The organism is Nonomuraea sp. NPDC047897 (genome assembly GCF_043204415.1).
Lineage (GTDB): Bacteria > Actinomycetota > Actinomycetes > Streptosporangiales > Streptosporangiaceae > Nonomuraea.
The window spans coordinates 204,326-221,267 of record NZ_JBIDCC010000011.1; the positions used below are offsets into that span (position 1 = coordinate 204,326).

19 protein-coding genes are annotated in these 16,942 nt (G+C 73.4%); 9 read left to right on the forward strand and 10 right to left on the reverse strand.

Translation table 11 applies throughout. The annotated features are described in order from the left end of the window. Positions 1–76: 76 nt before the first annotated feature. On the reverse strand, positions 77–1,567 hold the full coding sequence (locus ACGF0J_RS25120; RefSeq protein WP_393149408.1) for a N,N-dimethylformamidase beta subunit family domain-containing protein: 1,491 nt from the start codon (positions 1,565–1,567) through the stop codon (positions 77–79). Positions 1,568–1,672: 105 nt separating this feature from the next. Further along, positions 1,673–2,578 carry a lactonase family protein gene (locus tag ACGF0J_RS25125; RefSeq protein WP_393149409.1) on the reverse strand — a complete coding sequence of 302 codons (906 nt, stop codon included), beginning with the start codon at positions 2,576–2,578 and terminating at the stop codon, positions 1,673–1,675. A 117-nt stretch (positions 2,579–2,695) separates the two neighbouring features. Here ACGF0J_RS25125 and ACGF0J_RS25130 point away from each other — a divergent pair, with 117 nt between their 5' ends. Next, positions 2,696–3,520 (forward strand): GNAT family N-acetyltransferase, encoded by an 825-nt coding sequence (locus tag ACGF0J_RS25130; protein ID WP_393149410.1) that lies wholly within the window; start codon positions 2,696–2,698, stop codon positions 3,518–3,520. 56 nt (positions 3,521–3,576) lie between these two features. On the opposite strand, the gene ACGF0J_RS25135 is transcribed toward ACGF0J_RS25130, so the two are convergent. Together ACGF0J_RS25135 and ACGF0J_RS25140 are read right to left on the reverse strand one after the other, a co-directional pair. After that, positions 3,577–4,611, reverse strand: a complete 1,035-nt coding sequence (locus ACGF0J_RS25135; protein ID WP_393149411.1) for an alkaline phosphatase PhoX — start codon at positions 4,609–4,611, stop codon at positions 3,577–3,579. 210 nt (positions 4,612–4,821) lie between these two features. Continuing rightward, positions 4,822–5,289 carry a Dps family protein gene (locus tag ACGF0J_RS25140; RefSeq protein ID WP_393149412.1) on the reverse strand — a complete coding sequence of 156 codons (468 nt, stop codon included), beginning with the start codon at positions 5,287–5,289 and terminating at the stop codon, positions 4,822–4,824. A gap of 102 nt (positions 5,290–5,391) precedes the next feature. On the opposite strand from ACGF0J_RS25140, the gene ACGF0J_RS25145 reads away from it, so the two are divergent. From ACGF0J_RS25145 to ACGF0J_RS25165, 5 genes are all read left to right on the forward strand, one after another. Further along, positions 5,392–6,114, forward strand: coding sequence for a helix-turn-helix domain-containing protein (locus ACGF0J_RS25145; protein ID WP_393149413.1), 723 nt, complete (start codon positions 5,392–5,394; stop codon positions 6,112–6,114). Continuing rightward, entirely contained in the window at positions 6,111–8,522 is a 2,412-nt protein-coding gene (locus ACGF0J_RS25150) for a VIT domain-containing protein (protein WP_393149414.1), read from the forward strand. The genes ACGF0J_RS25145 and ACGF0J_RS25150 overlap by 4 nt, the downstream gene beginning before the upstream one ends. Before the next feature lie 146 nt (positions 8,523–8,668). After that, entirely contained in the window at positions 8,669–9,535 is an 867-nt protein-coding gene (mmuM, locus tag ACGF0J_RS25155; RefSeq protein ID WP_393149415.1) for a homocysteine S-methyltransferase, read from the forward strand. Positions 9,536–9,616: 81 nt separating this feature from the next. Beyond that, positions 9,617–9,850, forward strand: a complete 234-nt coding sequence (locus ACGF0J_RS25160) for a hypothetical protein (RefSeq protein ID WP_393149416.1) — start codon at positions 9,617–9,619, stop codon at positions 9,848–9,850. Continuing rightward, positions 9,850–10,242 carry a type II toxin-antitoxin system VapC family toxin gene (locus ACGF0J_RS25165; protein WP_393149417.1) on the forward strand — a complete coding sequence of 131 codons (393 nt, stop codon included), beginning with the start codon at positions 9,850–9,852 and terminating at the stop codon, positions 10,240–10,242. Before ACGF0J_RS25160 ends, ACGF0J_RS25165 begins: the two co-directional genes overlap by 1 nt. Positions 10,243–10,279: 37 nt before the next feature. Here the strand turns inward: ACGF0J_RS25165 and ACGF0J_RS25170 are convergent, their stop codons facing one another. Beyond that, on the reverse strand, positions 10,280–10,708 hold the full coding sequence (locus tag ACGF0J_RS25170) for a DoxX family protein (RefSeq protein WP_393149418.1): 429 nt from the start codon (positions 10,706–10,708) through the stop codon (positions 10,280–10,282). Positions 10,709–10,792: 84 nt separating this feature from the next. Between ACGF0J_RS25170 and ACGF0J_RS25175 the strand changes: the two genes are divergently transcribed. Beyond that, positions 10,793–11,248 carry a MarR family winged helix-turn-helix transcriptional regulator gene (locus ACGF0J_RS25175; protein WP_393149419.1) on the forward strand — a complete coding sequence of 152 codons (456 nt, stop codon included), beginning with the start codon at positions 10,793–10,795 and terminating at the stop codon, positions 11,246–11,248. Between the two features lie 46 nt (positions 11,249–11,294). On the opposite strand, the gene ACGF0J_RS25180 is transcribed toward ACGF0J_RS25175, so the two are convergent. After that, positions 11,295–11,996 carry a lysophospholipid acyltransferase family protein gene (locus ACGF0J_RS25180; protein ID WP_393149420.1) on the reverse strand — a complete coding sequence of 234 codons (702 nt, stop codon included), beginning with the start codon at positions 11,994–11,996 and terminating at the stop codon, positions 11,295–11,297. 147 nt (positions 11,997–12,143) lie between these two features. Here ACGF0J_RS25180 and ACGF0J_RS25185 point away from each other — a divergent pair, with 147 nt between their 5' ends. After that, positions 12,144–12,902: an alpha/beta hydrolase gene (locus ACGF0J_RS25185; RefSeq protein WP_393149421.1), complete on the forward strand. Its 759-nt coding sequence runs from the start codon at positions 12,144–12,146 to the stop codon at positions 12,900–12,902. Positions 12,903–12,948: 46 nt separating this feature from the next. Further along, positions 12,949–13,404, forward strand: a complete 456-nt coding sequence (locus tag ACGF0J_RS25190) for a hypothetical protein (RefSeq protein WP_393149422.1) — start codon at positions 12,949–12,951, stop codon at positions 13,402–13,404. Between the two features lie 30 nt (positions 13,405–13,434). On the opposite strand, the gene ACGF0J_RS25195 is transcribed toward ACGF0J_RS25190, so the two are convergent. From ACGF0J_RS25195 to ACGF0J_RS25210, 4 genes are read right to left on the reverse strand one after another with little or no spacing between them, the layout of a single operon-like run. Beyond that, complete coding sequence (locus tag ACGF0J_RS25195) at positions 13,435–14,571, reverse strand: hypothetical protein (RefSeq protein WP_393149423.1); 1,137 nt, start codon at positions 14,569–14,571, stop codon at positions 13,435–13,437. A gap of 38 nt (positions 14,572–14,609) precedes the next feature. Beyond that, the gene (locus ACGF0J_RS25200; protein WP_393149424.1) at positions 14,610–15,362 is read right to left on the reverse strand and encodes an endonuclease/exonuclease/phosphatase family protein; all 753 of its coding nucleotides are present in this window, start codon (positions 15,360–15,362) and stop codon (positions 14,610–14,612) included. Between the two features lie 16 nt (positions 15,363–15,378). Further along, positions 15,379–16,311: an ROK family glucokinase gene (locus ACGF0J_RS25205; protein WP_393149425.1), complete on the reverse strand. Its 933-nt coding sequence runs from the start codon at positions 16,309–16,311 to the stop codon at positions 15,379–15,381. 12 nt (positions 16,312–16,323) lie between these two features. Further along, the gene (locus tag ACGF0J_RS25210) at positions 16,324–16,929 is read right to left on the reverse strand and encodes a hypothetical protein (RefSeq protein WP_393149426.1); all 606 of its coding nucleotides are present in this window, start codon (positions 16,927–16,929) and stop codon (positions 16,324–16,326) included. Positions 16,930–16,942: the final 13 nt, after the last annotated feature.

A 16,942-nucleotide genomic window follows, 5' to 3' on the forward strand; every position in this document is an offset into this window, starting at 1 on the left:
GAATCGCCACCCTCCGCTGTCGCCCGCCCGACGCCGCGCTCCCCGCGTCCCGTCGCAGCCCGCGGGGTGCCCGTCCCTACCGGCCGGGACGGGCGGCAGCGCGGGCGGCAGGATCCGCGGCGGGGTGGGCGGCGGGGTGGGCGGCGGGATCCGCGGCGGGGCCTCGGGCGAAGCGGGTCAGCAGGTTGCGGGTGGCCCGGCGGGTGAAGGCGGCGGCGGCTCCGGTCACGCCGTGGCCGCACCGCCGGCCGCGCATCCCGCACACCCAGCGCGTCGTCCCCGCGGCGAACACCCCCGCCCCGCCGGGCGCGGTGTAGTACGTGGTGGTGCCCTCGGTCGCCCGGCCCCCGCAGTCCACCGGCGAGCGGGCCAGCACCTGGACGCCCGCCGGCGACCGCGGCGACACCCGGTCGGTCTCGACGCCCGCCAGCCCCGGGAAGCGTCTGCCCCGCGTGCCCTTGAAGATCCAGTGGCCGGGCCTGCTCACGACGTAGGCGGCCTCGGCCGGATAGCAGTCGAATCCCTGCCCGACCAGCGCGTTGTCCGGCTCCGACACCTGCCAGGGCAGGCACTCGCTCTCCTTGTCACACATGATCATCCGGCCGTGCAGGGCGATCCGCCAGAACACGGCGCCGGCCCCGAGGAAGGCCAGGTTCACCCCCCGGTCGCGCGCGCGGGTGAGCGCCGCGCGCATGCCGGGCGAGTAGTACTCGTCGTGTCCCAGCGACACGACGGCGCGGGCTCCGTCCAGGGCGCCGGGCCGCAGGTCGAGGCTCGTCAGGTACGCCAGCGGCACGCCGCTGCGCTCGGCCACCGCGATGGCGTCGCGCTCGAAGGCCAGGAAGTGCCGGGCGCCGGTCCCGTCGTACGGCCGGTCGAAGGTGACCTTCCGTGATCGGCCGGCGAACCCGCCGGGTCCCTCGTAGAGGCTCCGCCCGCCCCACCCGTTGTACGCCTGCCAGGTGGTGACGGCGTTGACCAGCACCACCCGGCCCCGGGTCGAGGCCGAGCGGACGGTGACGGGCACGTACCGCTGTGCTCCCGTCGAGGCGTCCAGCCGCACCAGGTAGGCGCCCTCCGGCCAGCCGGTGGTGTCCACCGTGACCGAGGGCTTCCAGTGGGCCGCGGTCACCATGTCCTCGACCATCAGCGCGGGCGGCTGCCGCACACCGTCCAGCGGGCCGGAGCGCCACACCTGCGTCGCCCGCGCGCCCATGCGGAACGCGCGTGCGGTGAACGCGGGCGCGGTCGTGGAGACCAGCAGCCGGAACCGTTCCCCCGGCAGCACGCTGACCCGGTCGGCATAGCCTTCGATCTCGCGCTCGGCGCCCTGGCGGGCGATGCGCCACGACGCCCGGTCCCGTTCCCCGTCCGTACGAGCCTCAGCCGCCGTGACGGGGCCCGCGGCCGCGGGGCCTGCCACTGCGGGGCCCGCGGCCGCGGGGCTTGCCGTTGCGGAGGCGGCGGCTCGGGGTGCTGCGGCCGTTCCAGGGGCGGCGGCGGCATGGGGTGCGGCGGCGCCGCAGCCGAGGGCGAGCAGGGCAAGGGCGGCGATGGGCTTGCGCACGGGCCCATCGAAGACCACTCCGCCTGCCTGGCATGCGGGCTTGGCCGACATCTGACGCCCTTCTTACCCGCCCTTACCGGGCTGGAGCCCTGCCCCCCACCGGTCTCAGCGGAGGAGGACGCAGGCCGGGCTCTCCACCTCGTACGCCTGCCCGGTCGGCGCCGGGACCCCGCCCTCCAGCGCGAACACCGCGACCGTCCCCGAGTGCTGGTTGGCCACGTACATGCGTTGGCCGCCGATCGCGAAGTGGCGCGGCCACCGGCCGCCCGAGGACACCTCGGCCACGTGCGTGAGGTCGTCGGCCCGCAGCACCGAGACGGTGTCGGGCCCCCGGTTGCCGACGTACAGCAGGCCACCGGCCAGGTCGAGGTGGGAGGGCTGGTTGGGCCCCTCGGCCCGCGACGCGGGGGCCGAGGCGGTGCGGCCGTCGCCCTCCAGGACGTGTACGGCACCGTCCAGTTCGCCCACCACGTACAGCCGCGAGCCGTCGATGACCATGTGGCGCGGCCCGGTGCCCGGCGGGAGCGTGATCGGTTCGAGCGGCGTGCCGTCGAGCGCGTAGCGGCGGATCTCGTCGGTGCCGAGGTCGGTGACGTGCAGCACGTCCTCGTGGAAGACGGCCTGGTGGGCGTGCGAGCACTCCTGGCGGTCGGCGACCGGCCCCGTCCCCTCGTGGCGCAGGACGATCGGCTCGCCGGCGAAGGCGCCCCGCGGGTCGAGGCGGTGGATGCTCGCCGTGCCGTCGCCGTAGTTGGCCACGGCGAGCAGTTCTCCCGAGGGATGCACGGCGACATGGCAGGGGCTGTGGCCTTCGCTGGGCCGCTCGGCCAGCGGCCGCAGGCCGTCGTCGGCCGCGGACAGCGCCGTGAGCCAGCCGCGGGCCAGTTCCCCCACGGCGTACAGCACCGGGAGCGTGGGGTGGGCGGCCAGGAACGACGGGGAGGCGAGACGGGTCAGCTCGCCGCCGGGCGTGACGATGCCCGGGCCGTACCCGCCGACGTAGAGGTTCACAGCATGGTCCTCTCATGGTTGACTTGAGCAATGAATTCGTTGACCAAAGCAAGGGTCTCTGAGATCAGAGCGTTCAACCGGTTCTATACGAAGGTCATCGGGGTTCTCCAGGCAGGCATGCACGACTCGCCCTACTCGCTGACCGAGGCGCGGGCGCTGTTCGAGCTGGCGCAGGCCGAGCCGATGGAGACGGGCGCGCTGCGCGGCCTGCTCGACGTGGACGCGGGCTACCTGAGCAGGATCCTCACCCGGTTCGAGGCGGACGGCCTCATCGTCCGCGAGCGCTCGGCCGCCGACGCGCGCAAGCAGGTGATACGGCTGAGCGAGGCGGGCCTGACCGTGTTCCGCGCGCTGGACGCCCGCTCGGCCGAGCAGGTGGAGCGGCTGCTCGCCGGGCTGGGCGAGACCGCGCAGGAGCGGCTGGTGGCCGGCATGGCCGCCGTCAGGCAGGCCTTGGGCGAGCCCGGACGGCCGGAGCCGTACATGATCAGGGCGCCGCGCACCGGCGACCTGTCCTGGGTCGCCTACCGGCATGCCGAGCTCTATCACCGCGACTACGGCTGGGGCACGGAGTTCGAGCAACTCGTGTCCAGGATCGTCGGCGGGCTGGACCTGTCGCGCGACCGGGGCTGGATCGCCGAGGCGGGCGGCGAACGGGTCGGCAGCGTCTTCTGCGAACACGGCGACGGCGTCACGGCGAAACTGCGGCTGCTGCTGGTCGAGCCGTCCGCCCGAGGACTGGGTCTGGGACGGCGGCTCGTCGAGGAGTGCGTGCGGCACGCGAAGGACGCCGGACACCAGCGGATCACGCTGTGGACCCGCGACTGCCTGGTGAGCGCCCGGCGCATCTACGCGGCCGCCGGGTTCGTGCTGGAGTCCGGCGAGCAGGGGACGGAGAACGGCATCGAACTGGTCGACGAGATGTGGACGCTCGACCTGTGACACCGCGCGGCGGCACGCCTCAGCGGACTCGGGGGATCAGCGGGGTCGGGGGCGGCTCATGGGCGGAAGGGGCCGGTGATCTCGAAGGTGTGGCCGTCGGAGGGGTCGCCGGCCGTGCCGAGCTGCGAGGAGAAGTAGAGCCGGCCTCCGTCGGGCGAGAACGCCGGACCCTTCAGCGCCGACCCGTCGTGGCCGCCGAGGGCCAGGAAGGGCGCGATCACACGATCGGGCGTGATGACGTCGATCCGCATCGCGTCCCTGGCCACGTACAGGTCACCGGACGGGCTCGCGGTGACCGCGCGCACCCCGTCGCAGACCCGCTCGACGGCGGAGGTCTGAGCGTCGTAGGCCCACAGGCCGCCGTCGCCCTTGGTGGTGAAGTAGCAGACGCCGCCGGCGTAGTGGCAGCCCTCGCCGCCGTCGAAATGGCGGGCGTCCTCGACCTGGTGGCGGGTGGGGTGCGACAGCGCGGCGGGCGAGGGCACCGGGCGCCAGCCGCCGGACTCGCACAGCACCTCCAGGACGCCCTCGGTCAGGTCGCCCCAGTCACCGGGCCTGAAGCGGTAGAAGCAGCCGTCGGGCTCGCCCTCGGTCAGGTAGACCACCTGCCGGTCGGGGTCGCAGGCGGCCGCCTCGTGCCGGAAGCGGCCCATGGCCAGCCGGGGCCGGGCGGCCCGCTGCCCGTACGGGTCGCACTCAAAGACGACCCCGCGATGCCCCAGCTCGCATGACAGCCAGGTGTGCCACGGCGTCGCCCCGCCCGCACGGTTGAGGTCGGTGCCGGACAGGATGCGGTAGGCGTCGGCCACGGACCCGTCGGCGCCGAACCGGATCGCGGACGCGCCGCCGAGCAGCGGCAGTTCGGAGTTGGAGACGTAGATCCAGCCCGCCCCGTCGGGGAAGCAGGCGCCCCCGTCGGGCGCGGCGTGCCAGGTCAGCCCCGCCACTCTGTGGCCCGAGCGCGCCACCACCCGGCCGGTGAATCCCTCGGGCAGGGCCGGCCCGGCGAGGCCGGCGGGCTGGAGCGGGCCGTACGGACCCACCGTCTGCTGCCGCAGCGGGCCCGCGCGGAGGAGAGTCTTGTGGGACATGTCAGGCGCCTCCCTCTGGTGCCACGCTAGTCGACAGCACCGACGTGAATAGGAGGGACCGGATAGGGAGAACACCGCGCGAACCCGGGCCCACCAGTCCCCCGTGATCCCCCATCACGCGCCATTTCCCCCCGGCCGGCCGGGCACTCCTCTCCGGGCCCGGGCACGCGAGAGCCCGGGGCCGTCGCGGGCTCCCGGGCTCGGGCGGGCTCAGCGCTGGGCCTGGAACATCCAGCGCTCCTTGTCGATGTCCTGGGCGATCCGGATGAACAGGTCCTGCGTGGACTTGTCCGGTTCATCCGTGGCCTCGATCCGTTCGCGCATCCGCCGGCCGACGCCCTCCAGGATGTCGGTCATCGTCGCGACGACCTTGCCGTCCTCGATCCACCCGCTCTCCGGCTGGGAGATCTTGGTGGAGCGGCCCAGCGTGGCCGAACGGCCGTCGGGGTTGATGCCGAGCGCGGCCGCCCGTTCGGCGATGGTGTCGGCGTGCTCCCGGGCGAGCGCGACGAGCTCGTCCAGCTGGAGGTGGATCGGCCGGAAGTTGTGGCCGACGATGTTCCAGTGCATCTGCTTCGCGACCAGCGACAGATCGATGAGATCGACCAGGGCGCCCTGCAGGGCCTCGGCGACCGTGTTCTTCGCGTCGCCCGAGAGCGGACCGGTGATCGTAGCCATGGTGTTTCCTCCCCGTTGTACGGCATCTCATCTCTTATGAGCGAAATCGTGCGCTTTAATCCTCAGTTGACACTGCAAAGATGACAGTGTCATTGTGAGGGTATGAGCGAGACCTGGACCATCGGCGAGCTGGCGGAGCGCGCGGCCGCCCTGCTGCGCGCCGAAGCCCAGCGCGGCAACGGCCGGGTGCGCGAGGTGCCGGGCGAGCGGCTGATCCGGTGGTACACCACGATCGGTCTCGTCGACCCCCCGCTGTCCAGGCGCGGCAGGATCGCCCGGTACGGCAGGCGGCACCTGCTCCAGCTCGTGGCGGTCAAGCGGCTGCAGGCGGCGGGCCACTCGATCGCGGACATCCAGGCCGCCCTCGCCGGCGCCACGGACGCGATGCTGGAGACCTACGCCGAGTCCGCTGCCGCGAGCGGCGACGCGACCGGTGACGCGACCGGTGACGCGACCGGTGACGCGACCGGTGACGCGACCGGTGACGCGACCGGTGCCGGGCCGGGCGGTCCGGGACTGGTGGAGCAGGACGGGGAGCCGGCGCGGGGACTGGCCCGTTTCTGGGCACGCGCCCCGCTGCACCCCGAGCCAGGCGACGCCCGGCCCGACGGCGCCGTCCCAGCGGCGGACGGCGCCGGGGACGACGGGTCGCCCGGGCCCGTCGGCGACGGGTCGCCCGGGCTCGTCGCGGGCGTGCGGATCGCGCCCGGCGTGACGCTCGTGCTCGACCGGGCGGGCCGCTCCCCCACCCCGGACGACGTCCATGCGGTGCTGGCCGCGGCGGCGCCGCTGCTGGCGGTGCTCGAAGAGAGGAAACTCGCATGAGGATCACTTCGCTCGAGCCGGCCCGGTGCGCGCCGGTTCCCGACGCCGGGTTCGGCGCGCTGCGGACCGAGCGGGGCAACCTGCCGCTCGAAAGCGTCGACGTCGCCGCCTCCATCAGCGGGCTCGTCGCCGGGGTGGAGGTCACGCAGGGCTTCCGCAACCCGTTCGACGTCACGCTGGAGGCCACGTACGTCTTCCCGCTGCCCGACCGGGCGGCGGTCACGGCGTTCCGGATGGAGGCGGACGGCCGGGTCATCGAGGGCGTGCTGAAGGAGCGCGGCCAGGCCAGGGCCGACTACGACCGGGCGCTGCGCGAGGGCCGGCGGGCGGCGATCGCCGAGGAGGACCGGCCCGACGTGTTCACGATCAGGGTGGGCAACATCCTGCCCGGCGAGCACGTCACGGTCCGGCTGACGCTGAGCCAGCCGCTGCCGTACGAGGACGGCGCGGCGACGTTCCGCTTCCCGCTGGTCGTCGCCCCCCGCTACGTGCCGGGGGTCCCCCTCGACGGGCCGCCGGCGGGCGACGGCACCGCCCCCGACACCGACGCCGTGCCCGACGCGTCGCGGATCACGCCGCCGGTCCTGCTGCCCGGCTTCCCCGACCCGGTGCGCCTGTCGCTGTCGGTGCGCATCGACGCGGCCGGGCTGGACCTGCGGGAGCTGTCGTCCAGCCTGCACGTGGTCGAGGAGGACGGCGACACCGTACGGCTGCGCCCCGGCGAGCGGCTCGACCGCGACTTCGTCCTGAGGCTGGCGTTCGAGGCCTCCACGGCGTTGCAGCTCGACGGGACGGGCACGTTTGCGCTGACCGTCATGCCGCCTCCGGTGGACGAGACGCGCACGCCACGCGACCTGGTGCTCCTGCTGGACCGGTCGGGCAGCATGGGCGGCTGGAAGATGGTCGCCGCGCGCCGTGCCGCCGCCCGGATCGTCGACACGCTCACCGCCGACGACAGGTTCGCGGTGCTGACCTTCGACTCGGTGGTGGAGCAGGCGTTCGAGGGGCTGGTGGCGGCGTCCGACCGCAACCGCTACCGGGCGGTCGAGCACCTGGCCCGGGTGGACTCCCGCGGCGGCACGGAGCTGCTGGAGCCGCTGCGCCAGGCGGTGTCCCTGCTCGGCGGCGGGCGGACGGACGGCCGCGAGCGGGTCGTGGTGCTCGTCACCGACGGCCAGGTGGGCAACGAGGACCAGATCCTGGAACAGGCCGGCGGCGCGCTGTCGGCCATGCGGGTGCACGCGGTCGGCATCGACCGGGCGGTGAACGCCGGGTTCCTCGGGCGACTGGCCGGTCTGGGCGCCGGGCGGTGCGAGCTGGTGGAGTCGGAGGACCGGCTCGACGCCGCCATGGACCAGATCCACCGCCGCATCGGCGCGCCTGTGGTCACGGACCTGTCGCTCAAGGGCCTCGACGTGGAGCCGGGCACGCTCACCCACCTGGGTTCGATCTTCCCGGGGGTGCCGCTGCGGGTGTACGGCCGCCGCCGGGACGGCGAGGGTGACGGAGCGAGGGGCGCCGCGGCGGTCACGGTGCGCGGCCTGGCGGCGGGGGCCCCCTGGGAGCGGCAGGTGGCCGGGACGGTCGTGGACAGTCCGGCGCTGCGCGCCGTATGGGCGCGCGCGCACCTGCGCGAGCTGGAGGACCGTTACGCGATGGGCGAGCGGGAGCTGGAGGCGGAGATCGTCCGCGTCTCGCTGGAGTACGGGGTGCTGTGCCGGTTCACGGCGTACGTGGCGGTGGACACCGGCAAGGTGGCCGAGGGCGGGCCGGAGCACCGGGTCATCCAGCCGGTCGAGCCGCCGAGCGGGTGGGAGACGCCGTCGCAGTCGCCGGCGATGCCGGGCTTCATGGCGCAGGCGGCGGTGATGTCGGCGCCGCGCGCGTTCCGCGCCTCGGCCGCGCCCGCGTTCGAGTCCACCCTGGACGACGCTCCCTTCGCGGGCGGCCCCGTGGGCACGCCCGGCGGCTTCGGCGGTGCAGGCGGTTCAGGTGGTTCCGGGGACGCCGGGGCAGCGGGCCCTGGCGGTGCCGCGGACGCCGGCGGCGCGGAGGGCTGGACGCGGCGGGGGCGGACGTTCGGCAGGCCCGCGCCGGCTCCCGCCCGCCGGTCGCCGCACGGCCTGGACACCGTCAAACCCCAGCTCCTGGCGGAGCTCGACCGGCTCAGGGCGTTGCGGACGGCCGACGCCCTCTACCTCGCCGACCTGGGCTCCCGGCTGGCGGCGCTGTCGGCGTACCTGGGCGGTCACGCCGAGCTCGCCGAGCTGGCCCGCGACCTGGAGGCGGCCGAGCGGCCGGGCACGGACCTGGAGGCGCTGCGCGAGCGGGCCGTCGCGGTCCTGACCGCGCTGACCGGCGGCGGACCGGCCACCGAGCAGCGCCGTCCCTTCTGGAAGCGCGGCTGAGCCCCGGTCCCCGTCCCTGCCCTCCGGCGGGGACGGGCCCCTCCGCGGGCGCGGACCCGGGCTGGACGGGACCTGGGCGGACGGGACCTGGGCGGGTGTGGCCGTGGCGGGCTCCAGCTGTGCGGTGGGGACCATAGTCTGGGGCGGTGAGCACTCTTGTCCTGGACGGCGGCCTGGCCACACACCTCGAAGCGCTCGGCGCCGACCTGAGCGACGACCTGTGGTCGGCCCGCCTCCTGCTGGAGGATCCCGACCTGATCCGCCGCGTCCACGCCGACTACTTCGCGGCAGGGGCGCAGGTGGCCACGACCGCGAGTTACCAGGCGTCCATCCCCGGGTTCGTCCGGCACGGGCTGGACGTGGCGCAGGCCGAACGACTCATCAGGCGCTCCGTCGAGCTGGCCGGGCAGGCGCGGGACGAGGCGGGGGGCGGGCTGGTGGCCGCCTCGGTCGGCCCGTACGGCGCCTACCTGGCCAACGGAGCCGAGTACACCGGCGACTACGACCTGGACGAGGAGGGCCTGCTGGCCTGGCACCGGCCCCGCTGGGAGATCCTCGCCTCCGCCGGGCCCGACCTGCTGGCCTGCGAGACCATCCCCTCCCATGCCGAGGCGCGGGCGCTGGCCCGGCTGCTGCGCGAGACGCCTTCGGTCAAGGCGTGGGTGAGCTTCTCCTGCCGCGACGGGGAGCAGCTCAACGACGGCACCCCGATCCGCGAGGCCGCCGCGTTGTTCGCCAGCGACGCGCAGGTGGTGGCGGTGGGGGTCAACTGCACCGCGCCCCGCCACCTCCCGTCCCTGATCGGCGTCCTGTCGGGCGGGCTGCCCGTGGTCGTCTACCCCAACTCGGGCGAGACGTGGGACGCCGAGCGGCGCCGGTGGCTGGGGCTGGCCGATCCGGCCGAGTACGGGCAGGCGGCCAAGGAGTGGGAGCGGGCGGGCGCCTCCCTGATCGGCGGCTGCTGCCGCACCACTCCCGAGCACATCAAGCAGATCCGCGCCCACCTGGCCTGACACCGTCCCCGGCCGCGCCGGTGGCCGGGTGAGGGCGGGCTCGGCTTGCCGATGTAAGACGAAACGTCTTACATTGGCCGCATGGCTGACACCATCACCATCCGCAGCGACGCGGAGACCGAGCACGCACTGGATGTCCTCACCCAGGACGGCAGCTCACGCTCGGCGGCCATCCGCCAAGCCGTGTTGGAAGCCGCCCTCCGTAAGGAGCGCGCTGCCGCCATGCGGCGCGCTGTCCTGCGCATGCCGCTCGGCGAACCGGACGGCATCGACATCGCCGCGGAGATCGCCCGCAGCCGCGAGGACGAGCGCTGATGATCTATCTCGACTCGGCCGCCGTTGTGAAACTCGTCCACGCCGAGGCCGAGTCGCAGGCATTGCGCGGCTGGCTCGATGAAAGGGCGGAGACCGGATGGACGAGTTCGGTTCTGCTGGAGATCGAGTCAGCACGGGTCCTCACACGCTACGCCCCAGAAGCCGTCGCCCGACTGCACCTGGTCCTCGACCTGATCGAGCTGGTGGAACTGGACGCCGGCATTCGCATCCTGGCCCAGACCGTGACACCGGTGACCGTACGGAGCCTGGACGCCATCCACCTCGCAACCGCCCTCCGCATCCGTTCCCGGCTCACTTCATTCGTCACGTACGACAAACGACTGGCCGATGCCGCCCAGACAGCCGGACTGACCATCGACATGCCTGCCTGAGACTTGGTCGTCCCGCCGTCTCGGGCGGGACGCGGCGTCAGGCGGACGCGTTGGTCGGGGTCCTGCGGCGCTGCAAGGCGCCGTCGACGGACAGGGCGCCGCCACCGGTGAAGCCCACGGCCAGGGCGCCGGCGGCGAGCGCCAGCACGAACTCGTAGCCGCCCTTGTCCACGGCGAACCCGTTGGCCAGGTGCACGAAGACGATCGCGCCCACCATGTTGAGCGCCAGGAGCGTGCCGACGATCGGCAGCGCGGCGCCCACGATCAGCGCCAGCCCGCCGACGACTTCGAGCAGCGCGACGGCCGGGGCGGCCACGCCGGCGAGGGGGATGCCGACCGACTCGAAGAACTTGGTCGTGCCCGAGATGCCCATGGTGGCGAACTTCTGGTAGCCGTGCACGAGGAAGATCACGCCGATGGCCACGCGGGCGATCAGCAGCGCGACGGGGCGAGCCTGGACGATCATGGAGCCTCCTGCGGGTCGTTCAGTTTTTAACGATCCTCACTGTAGCTGGCCGTTCAAATCTGAACAACAAGTACACTGAGCCCCGTGACGGACACGCGGTGGCTCGACAAGACGGAGATGGCGGCCTGGCGCGCCTTCCTGTCCACCTCCCACCTCCTCGAACGACGCATCGAGGAGCAGCTCAAGGCGGCCGCCGGCCTGACCCACGCGCAGTACGAGATCCTCGTGCGGCTGTCCGGCGCCCCCGGCCGGCAGATGCGCATGACGGAGCTGGCCAGGGGCGTGGTGGCGTCCAAGAGCGCACTGACGTACCAGATCACCCAGTTGGAGAAGGCCGGCCTGGTGGAGCGCACCACCTGCCCGTCGGACGACAGGGGCGTACTGGCGGTCCTCACCGAGGGAGGGATGCGCTGCCTGGAACGGATCGCGCCGGGCCATCTGGAGGTCGTGCGCCGCTACCTGATCGACCGGCTGACCCGGGACGAGCTGGAGGTCGTGACAGCCGCCATGCGCAGGACCGAGGAGGCGCTGCGCGCCTGACGGGCCGCCACAGCGTCAACCCTTGGCGGCGCCGGCCGCCACAGCGTCAACCCCTGGCGGCGCGGGCCGCGCGCTCCATCTCGACCTTGGCGCTGGTGGCGTACTTGTCGACGTACTCCTGCTCCGACAGCTCCATCAGCGCGTACATGATCTCGTCCGTGACGGCGCGCAGCACGAGCCGGTCGTCCTCCATGCCGTAGTAGCGCGAGAAGTCGAGCGGCTTGCCGAACCGGATGCCCGGCCTGATCCCGACCTTGGGCACGGGACGGCCGGGCGGCATCATCTCGAACGTGTTGATCATCGCCCACGGGATGACGGGCACGCGCGACTCCAGCGCCAGCCGGGCGACGCCGGTCTTGCCCTTGTAGAGGCGGCCGTCGGGCGAGCGGGTGCCCTCCGGGTAGATGCCGAGCACGTGGCCCTCGCGCAGGATCCGCAGGCCGGTGCGCAGGGCCGCCTCGCTGGCCTTGCCGCCGGAGCGGTCGATCGGCACGGTGCCGACGCCGCTGAAGAACAGCCGCGTGAAGAAGCCCTTGATCCCGCGGCCGGTGAAGTAGTCGGACTTGCCGAGGGAGATGACCTTGCGGCGCAGGTGCAGCGGCCCGAAGAAGTGGTCGGCGAAGGACAGGTGGTTGCCGGCGAGGATCGCGGGACCCTGCTTGGGCACGTTGTCCACGCCTTCGGCCCACGGCCGGAAGATGATGTGGAGGAACGGCCCCAAGATGGCCTTGACGACCCAGTAGAACACCCGGCCACCTCTTCTCAGACCTATGTCGGCAAGCGTACGTCATCTTCGCATCTCAGACCCGATGCTCCTACACCAGCTCTCGCACAAAGCCCTTTGATCGTGCGACGATCGGGCAATTCCGGGATGAAATTCCTAGGAGGCGCTGTTATGCCGCTCATGCCAGGCGCGGAGCCCTACCACCACGAAGCAGGCCAGATCGGCGTGCTGCTGTGTCACGGGTTCACCGGCACGCCCCAGTCGCTGCGCCCGTGGGGCGAGCATCTCGCCGCCCACGGGCTGAGCGTCTCGCTGCCCCGGCAGCCGGGTCACGGCACCACGTGGCAGGAGATGAACCGCACCCGCTGGGAGGACTGGTACGCCGAGCTGGAGAAGGCGTTCGAGGATCTCCGCGGCCGGTGCGCCGAGGTGTTCGTGGCGGGGCTGTCGCTCGGCGGCTGCCTGGCGCTGCGGCTGGCCGAGGTGCACGGGGCCGCGATCAGGGGCCTGGTGCTGGTCAACCCGTCGATCGCGAACGACGTGCCGCTGCTGAAGCTCGCGCCGCTGATCAAGTGGTTCGTGCCGTCGGTGCCAGGGGTGGCGAACGACGTGAAGAAGCCCGGGGTGGCCGAGCTGGCCTACCGGCGCACCCCGGTGAAGGCCGCTGCCACGCTGCCGGGGCTGTGGTCGCTGGTGCAGGCCGACTTGGCAAAGGTGGTGCAGCCGGTGCTGGTCTTCCACAGCGCCGACGACCATGTCGTGAAACCGACAAGCGTGGCGATCATTCGCCAGAGGGTGCCGCAGGCCACGATCGAGGAGCTTACCGATAGCTACCATGTTGCGACGCTGGACAACGATGCCGACAGGATCTTTGCCGGAAGCCTCGACTTCATCCGGACACATGCCTCGGTACCCTTGCAGAGGGACTGATCGCACCCAGGGGGAAGTCGCGATCGCTGCGGAGAGGCCGATCTAGGTGACGCCCCAGAGTGACGAGGACGAGGTCTGGCGGCAGATCGTCGCGTCCTTCAACGACACGGCCGAGCGCGACTCGGCCGATCAGCCGTGGCCGGACAGCGAGAACGTACCGGCCGAGCAGGCTCGGCGGGTGGTCAGGCCGGCCGACGCGGAGCGTGACGACGACGAGCGGTCCGAGGCGGAGCTCGACGACGAGGACGAGGACGAGGGCCACTTCGAGCCCCCGCCCCCGCCCCCGCTGCCCAAGCTCGACCTGGTGACCAAGGTCGCGTGGGTGGCGCTGTTCGGCGGCCCCGCCTACCTTCTCCTGGCGGCGATGGCCGACTGGCAGATGGAGGGCTGGGCGCTGTTCACCGCGGTGGCGGCGTTCATCGGCGGCTTCGTGGCGCTGGTGGTGCGCATGGGCGACGGCCCGCCGAGCGACTCGGGCTGGGACGACGGCGCCGTGCTCTGAGCCGCGACGACAGCGCCGCGCTCCGAGCCGCTAGGAGTCCTTCGGCGGCGGGCTGCCCGTCCCGAAGGACTCGACCACGTCGGTGTAGCGGTCGGCGGTGTCGACGGCGTGCCCGACGGCCCACACCGCGCCCTTGCCCGTCACGTAGGTGACGGCCTGCAATCGCACGCTGTCGCGGCCACGGACCGTGCCGCCCCGGATGATCTCCCAGTCGCCCTTCTCCTGGCGCAGCATGAACGGCTCCGTGGGCTGCGCCGGGTCGTAGCCGGCGGCCCAGTAGCGGCCCTTGCCGTCGCCGGTCACCCCGTACAGGCGGGAGCCGGTGGCGGGCAGCGTCTCCCGCTTCCAGCGCTTGCCGTTCCAGGTCAGCACGAGCGGCTCCACGTTGCCCGGCCCGTGGTAGACGCCGCCGACGGCCATGGCCCGCTTGGAGCTGTCGGCCTGCACGTCACGCAGATAGCCGCCGGGGATGTCGGGCACCGGCATGGCCTTCCAGGTGCCGCCCGACTCGTGCACGATCAGCGGCTGGGTGCCGGTGTCGCCGACGGCGAACCCGCCGTCCACGGCGTAGAGGGCGCCCGCCGAGTCGGTCTCGCGGACCGTCCACCGGCCGTCCTCGCCGGTGACGATGAGGCCGGCCATCTCGGTGCTGCGCTGGTCGCGGCTCTTGCCGCTGCCGACGGCCACCACTCTGCCGGAACGGGCGTCGACGCCGCCGAGCCAGTCGCCCGCCCACAGGCCGTCCACCCGCACCCGGGAGAACCCGCCGGTGTCGCCGCGGGCCAGGTAGGGCAGGCCGTCCACGCCGTCGCCGATGGCCCACACCTCGGAGGCGGAGGCGGCGGCCACGCCACGCAGGTTGACCGCGCCGGTGGCGTCGCGGATGGCGACCTCGGCCCAGCGCGTGCCGTCCCAGTGGCGGATCGTGCCGCGGTTCTTCCACACGTCCCAGATCTGCTGCTGGCCCACCGCCCACACGTCGGTCGCGGAGAGCGCGAGCACGTCGGAGAGCGAGCCGTCGGCGACGAGCCGCGCGCTCGTCGACTTCTCCCACGCCTCCACGGAGGCGGGGCGCGGTTCGGCATGCGCGGCGGGCGTGACCTGCGACCAGGCCACGGACGTCGCCAGGATCAAGGAGAGCGCACGCCGCTGAAAGCGACGGGTCATGAGCAAATGCTACGGCGTCACGTCCGGTCTCCCCGACCTCAGCCCCCGGTCTCCAGCTCGGCGACCACCGGCAGGTGGTCGGAAGCGGCGGCCGGGTCGGCGCCGGACCCGCCGCCGCGACCTGCCGCGTCACCCTCACGGGCACCCTCACCGGCACCCTCACCGGCACCCGCGCCGGCGCACGACAGAACGCGCGTGCCGGACGCGACGAACAACGCGTCGATCCGCATCCGGGGCCGTCGGGCGCTGAACGTGAAGCCGTCGCCGGCCCCGGATGCGGGGTGGCAGTCGACGAGCTGCGCGGCGAGGTAGCGCCAGGCAGGCTGGTGCGCCTGCTCGTTGATGTCGCCGCCGAGCACCACCGCCGCGCCGTGGTCAGCCGACACCCGCCGCATCACGGACATGATCTCGGCCGCGTGCCGCAACCGGGCACCCCCGTGCAGGTCGAGGTGGACGGACCCGACGGCGAGCCGCGTCCCGTCCACCTCCACGACGGCGACCGCCAGGGCCCGCACCTGCAGGCCGGCGAAGAACCGCAGCACGCGGCCCTCGGCGTGCAGCACCCGGCAGCGCGGCCCGGCGAGGACGGCCACCCCCGCCAGCGGCGAGGCGGCGGCGACCCGCATCCCGCACGCCCGGGCCAGCGCCGTGCGCCCGCCCCGCGGGTGGAGCGGGCCGGGCGCCTCCTGCAGGCAGAGCACGTCGGCGCGCAGCGCGGCGATGACGCGCACCAGCGCCGGCACGCTGTCCCTCATGCCCCGCACGTTGTAGGTGGCGACCCGCACCGTCACGGACGGACCGTCCCCGTCAGCGGTGCCTGGCGAGGTCGGCGGCGCCCACGACGCCGGCGGAGGCGCCCAGCTCGGCCAGCCGGATCTCGGCCACGGGCCGGTGCCCCCGGCCGGTCAGCCGCTGCTCGAACGTCTCACGGACCCGGTCGACGAAGAGGTCGGCGGCCCGGGACACGCCGCCGCCGAGGATGAAGCACCCCGGGTCGAGGATCGCGGCCAGGTCGGCCAGGCCCTGGCCGAGCCAGTCGGCGAGGGTGTCGAACGCCTGCAGGGCGGCCTGGTCGCCGCGCCGCGCCGCCTCGGTGACCTCCTCGCCCTCGATGGTGCCGCCGGCCAGGCCGAGCAGGATCTCGGCACGTTCGGGGTGGGCCGCGGCGATCTCCCGGGCTTCGAGGACGAGCGCGTTGCCGCTGGCGTACTGCTCCCAGCAGCCGTGCTGGCCGCACCCGCACAGCCGGCCGCCGGGCACGACCTGCATGTGGCCGAGCTCGGCGCCCATCCCCCAGTGGCCGCGGAACAGCCGGCCGTCGAAGACGAGCCCGCCGCCGATGCCGGTGCCGATCGTGATGCACACGACGTGGGACTGCCCACGGCCGGCGCCGAACCTGGTCTCGCCCCAGGCCATGGCGTTGGCGTCGTTCTCGACGACGACGGGCAGGCCGACCAGATCGCTGATCTTCTTCTGCAGGGGCTCCTCGCGCCAGGCGAGGTTGGGTGCGAACCGCACGATCGAACGGGTCTCGTCGACGAACCCGGCCGCGCCGACGCCGACGGCCTCGATCTCCCTGCCCTCGGCGAGCTCGCGGACCACGTCCGCGACCGTCTCGGCGACCAGGTCGGGCCGGTCGGCCGGGGTGGGCCTCAGCAGGTGGGCGACGACGGTGCCGTCGTCGTCCACCACGCCCGCGCCGACTTTGGTGCCGCCGATGTCCACGCCGATCGTGAGCATTGCCCTTGTCCCCTATCCCAGGTCGATGTGTTGCACGCTGTCGCGCCCGTGCTGATCATGCCCGGTCGCGGGGCCGTCATCACGGCGGGGGGCGCCGTGCCCGCTGCCCTGCTCACGAACGCCCTGCTCACGGACGCCCTGCTCACGGGAGCCCTGCTCACGACCGTCCTGCTCACGGGCGCCCTGCTCACGGACGCCCTGCTCACGGGAGCCCTGCTCACGACCGTCCTGCTCACGGGCGCCCTGCCCGCCGGCGGTGCGCGGCCCGTGGGGCGCGGGCCTGCTCAGCACGTCGAGGGTCTGGCGGAACGCGGCGAACAGCTCGCCGCCCGCCGCGACCAGATGGGAGGTCACGTCGTTGCCCGGCTCGCGCTGCGCCGCGATGGCACGGCACACCGGGCAGGCACGGCAGATGTACTCCTCCTCGGGCTCGGCGACCGCCTCGCCCCACACGTCGCGCTCGCGGCGCCCGCCGCCACCGCCGCCGGTGAAGGAGTTGAGCACGGTGCGGCCGACGTGGCGCGTGGCACGCCCCTGGATGGCGTCGAACAGTTTGCGCGCCTCGTCGGCGACGGTGCCGATCGGGTCGGCGGGTCCTCGGTCGTTGGTCTCGCTCATGTGGCCCTCCCTG

Excerpts from the sequence above, each read along its gene's own strand:
- ACGF0J_RS25170 (WP_393149418.1), bottom strand. The coding sequence starts at position 10,708 with ATGATCGTCCAGGCTCGCCCCGTCGCGCTGCTGATCGCCCGCGTGGCC.
- ACGF0J_RS25140 (WP_393149412.1), bottom strand. The coding sequence starts at position 5,289 with ATGGCTACGATCACCGGTCCGCTCTCGGGCGACGCGAAGAACACGGTC.
- ACGF0J_RS25150 (WP_393149414.1), top strand. The coding sequence starts at position 6,111 with ATGAGGATCACTTCGCTCGAGCCGGCCCGGTGCGCGCCGGTTCCCGAC.
- ACGF0J_RS25160 (WP_393149416.1), top strand. The coding sequence starts at position 9,617 with ATGGCTGACACCATCACCATCCGCAGCGACGCGGAGACCGAGCACGCA.
- ACGF0J_RS25165 (WP_393149417.1), top strand. The coding sequence starts at position 9,850 with ATGATCTATCTCGACTCGGCCGCCGTTGTGAAACTCGTCCACGCCGAG.
- ACGF0J_RS25135 (WP_393149411.1), bottom strand. The coding sequence starts at position 4,611 with ATGTCCCACAAGACTCTCCTCCGCGCGGGCCCGCTGCGGCAGCAGACG.
- ACGF0J_RS25195 (WP_393149423.1), bottom strand. The coding sequence starts at position 14,571 with ATGACCCGTCGCTTTCAGCGGCGTGCGCTCTCCTTGATCCTGGCGACG.
- ACGF0J_RS25185 (WP_393149421.1), top strand. The coding sequence starts at position 12,144 with ATGCCGCTCATGCCAGGCGCGGAGCCCTACCACCACGAAGCAGGCCAG.
- ACGF0J_RS25130 (WP_393149410.1), top strand. The coding sequence starts at position 2,696 with ATGCACGACTCGCCCTACTCGCTGACCGAGGCGCGGGCGCTGTTCGAG.
- ACGF0J_RS25210 (WP_393149426.1), bottom strand. The coding sequence starts at position 16,929 with ATGAGCGAGACCAACGACCGAGGACCCGCCGACCCGATCGGCACCGTC.
- ACGF0J_RS25145 (WP_393149413.1), top strand. The coding sequence starts at position 5,392 with ATGAGCGAGACCTGGACCATCGGCGAGCTGGCGGAGCGCGCGGCCGCC.
- ACGF0J_RS25205 (WP_393149425.1), bottom strand. The coding sequence starts at position 16,311 with ATGCTCACGATCGGCGTGGACATCGGCGGCACCAAAGTCGGCGCGGGC.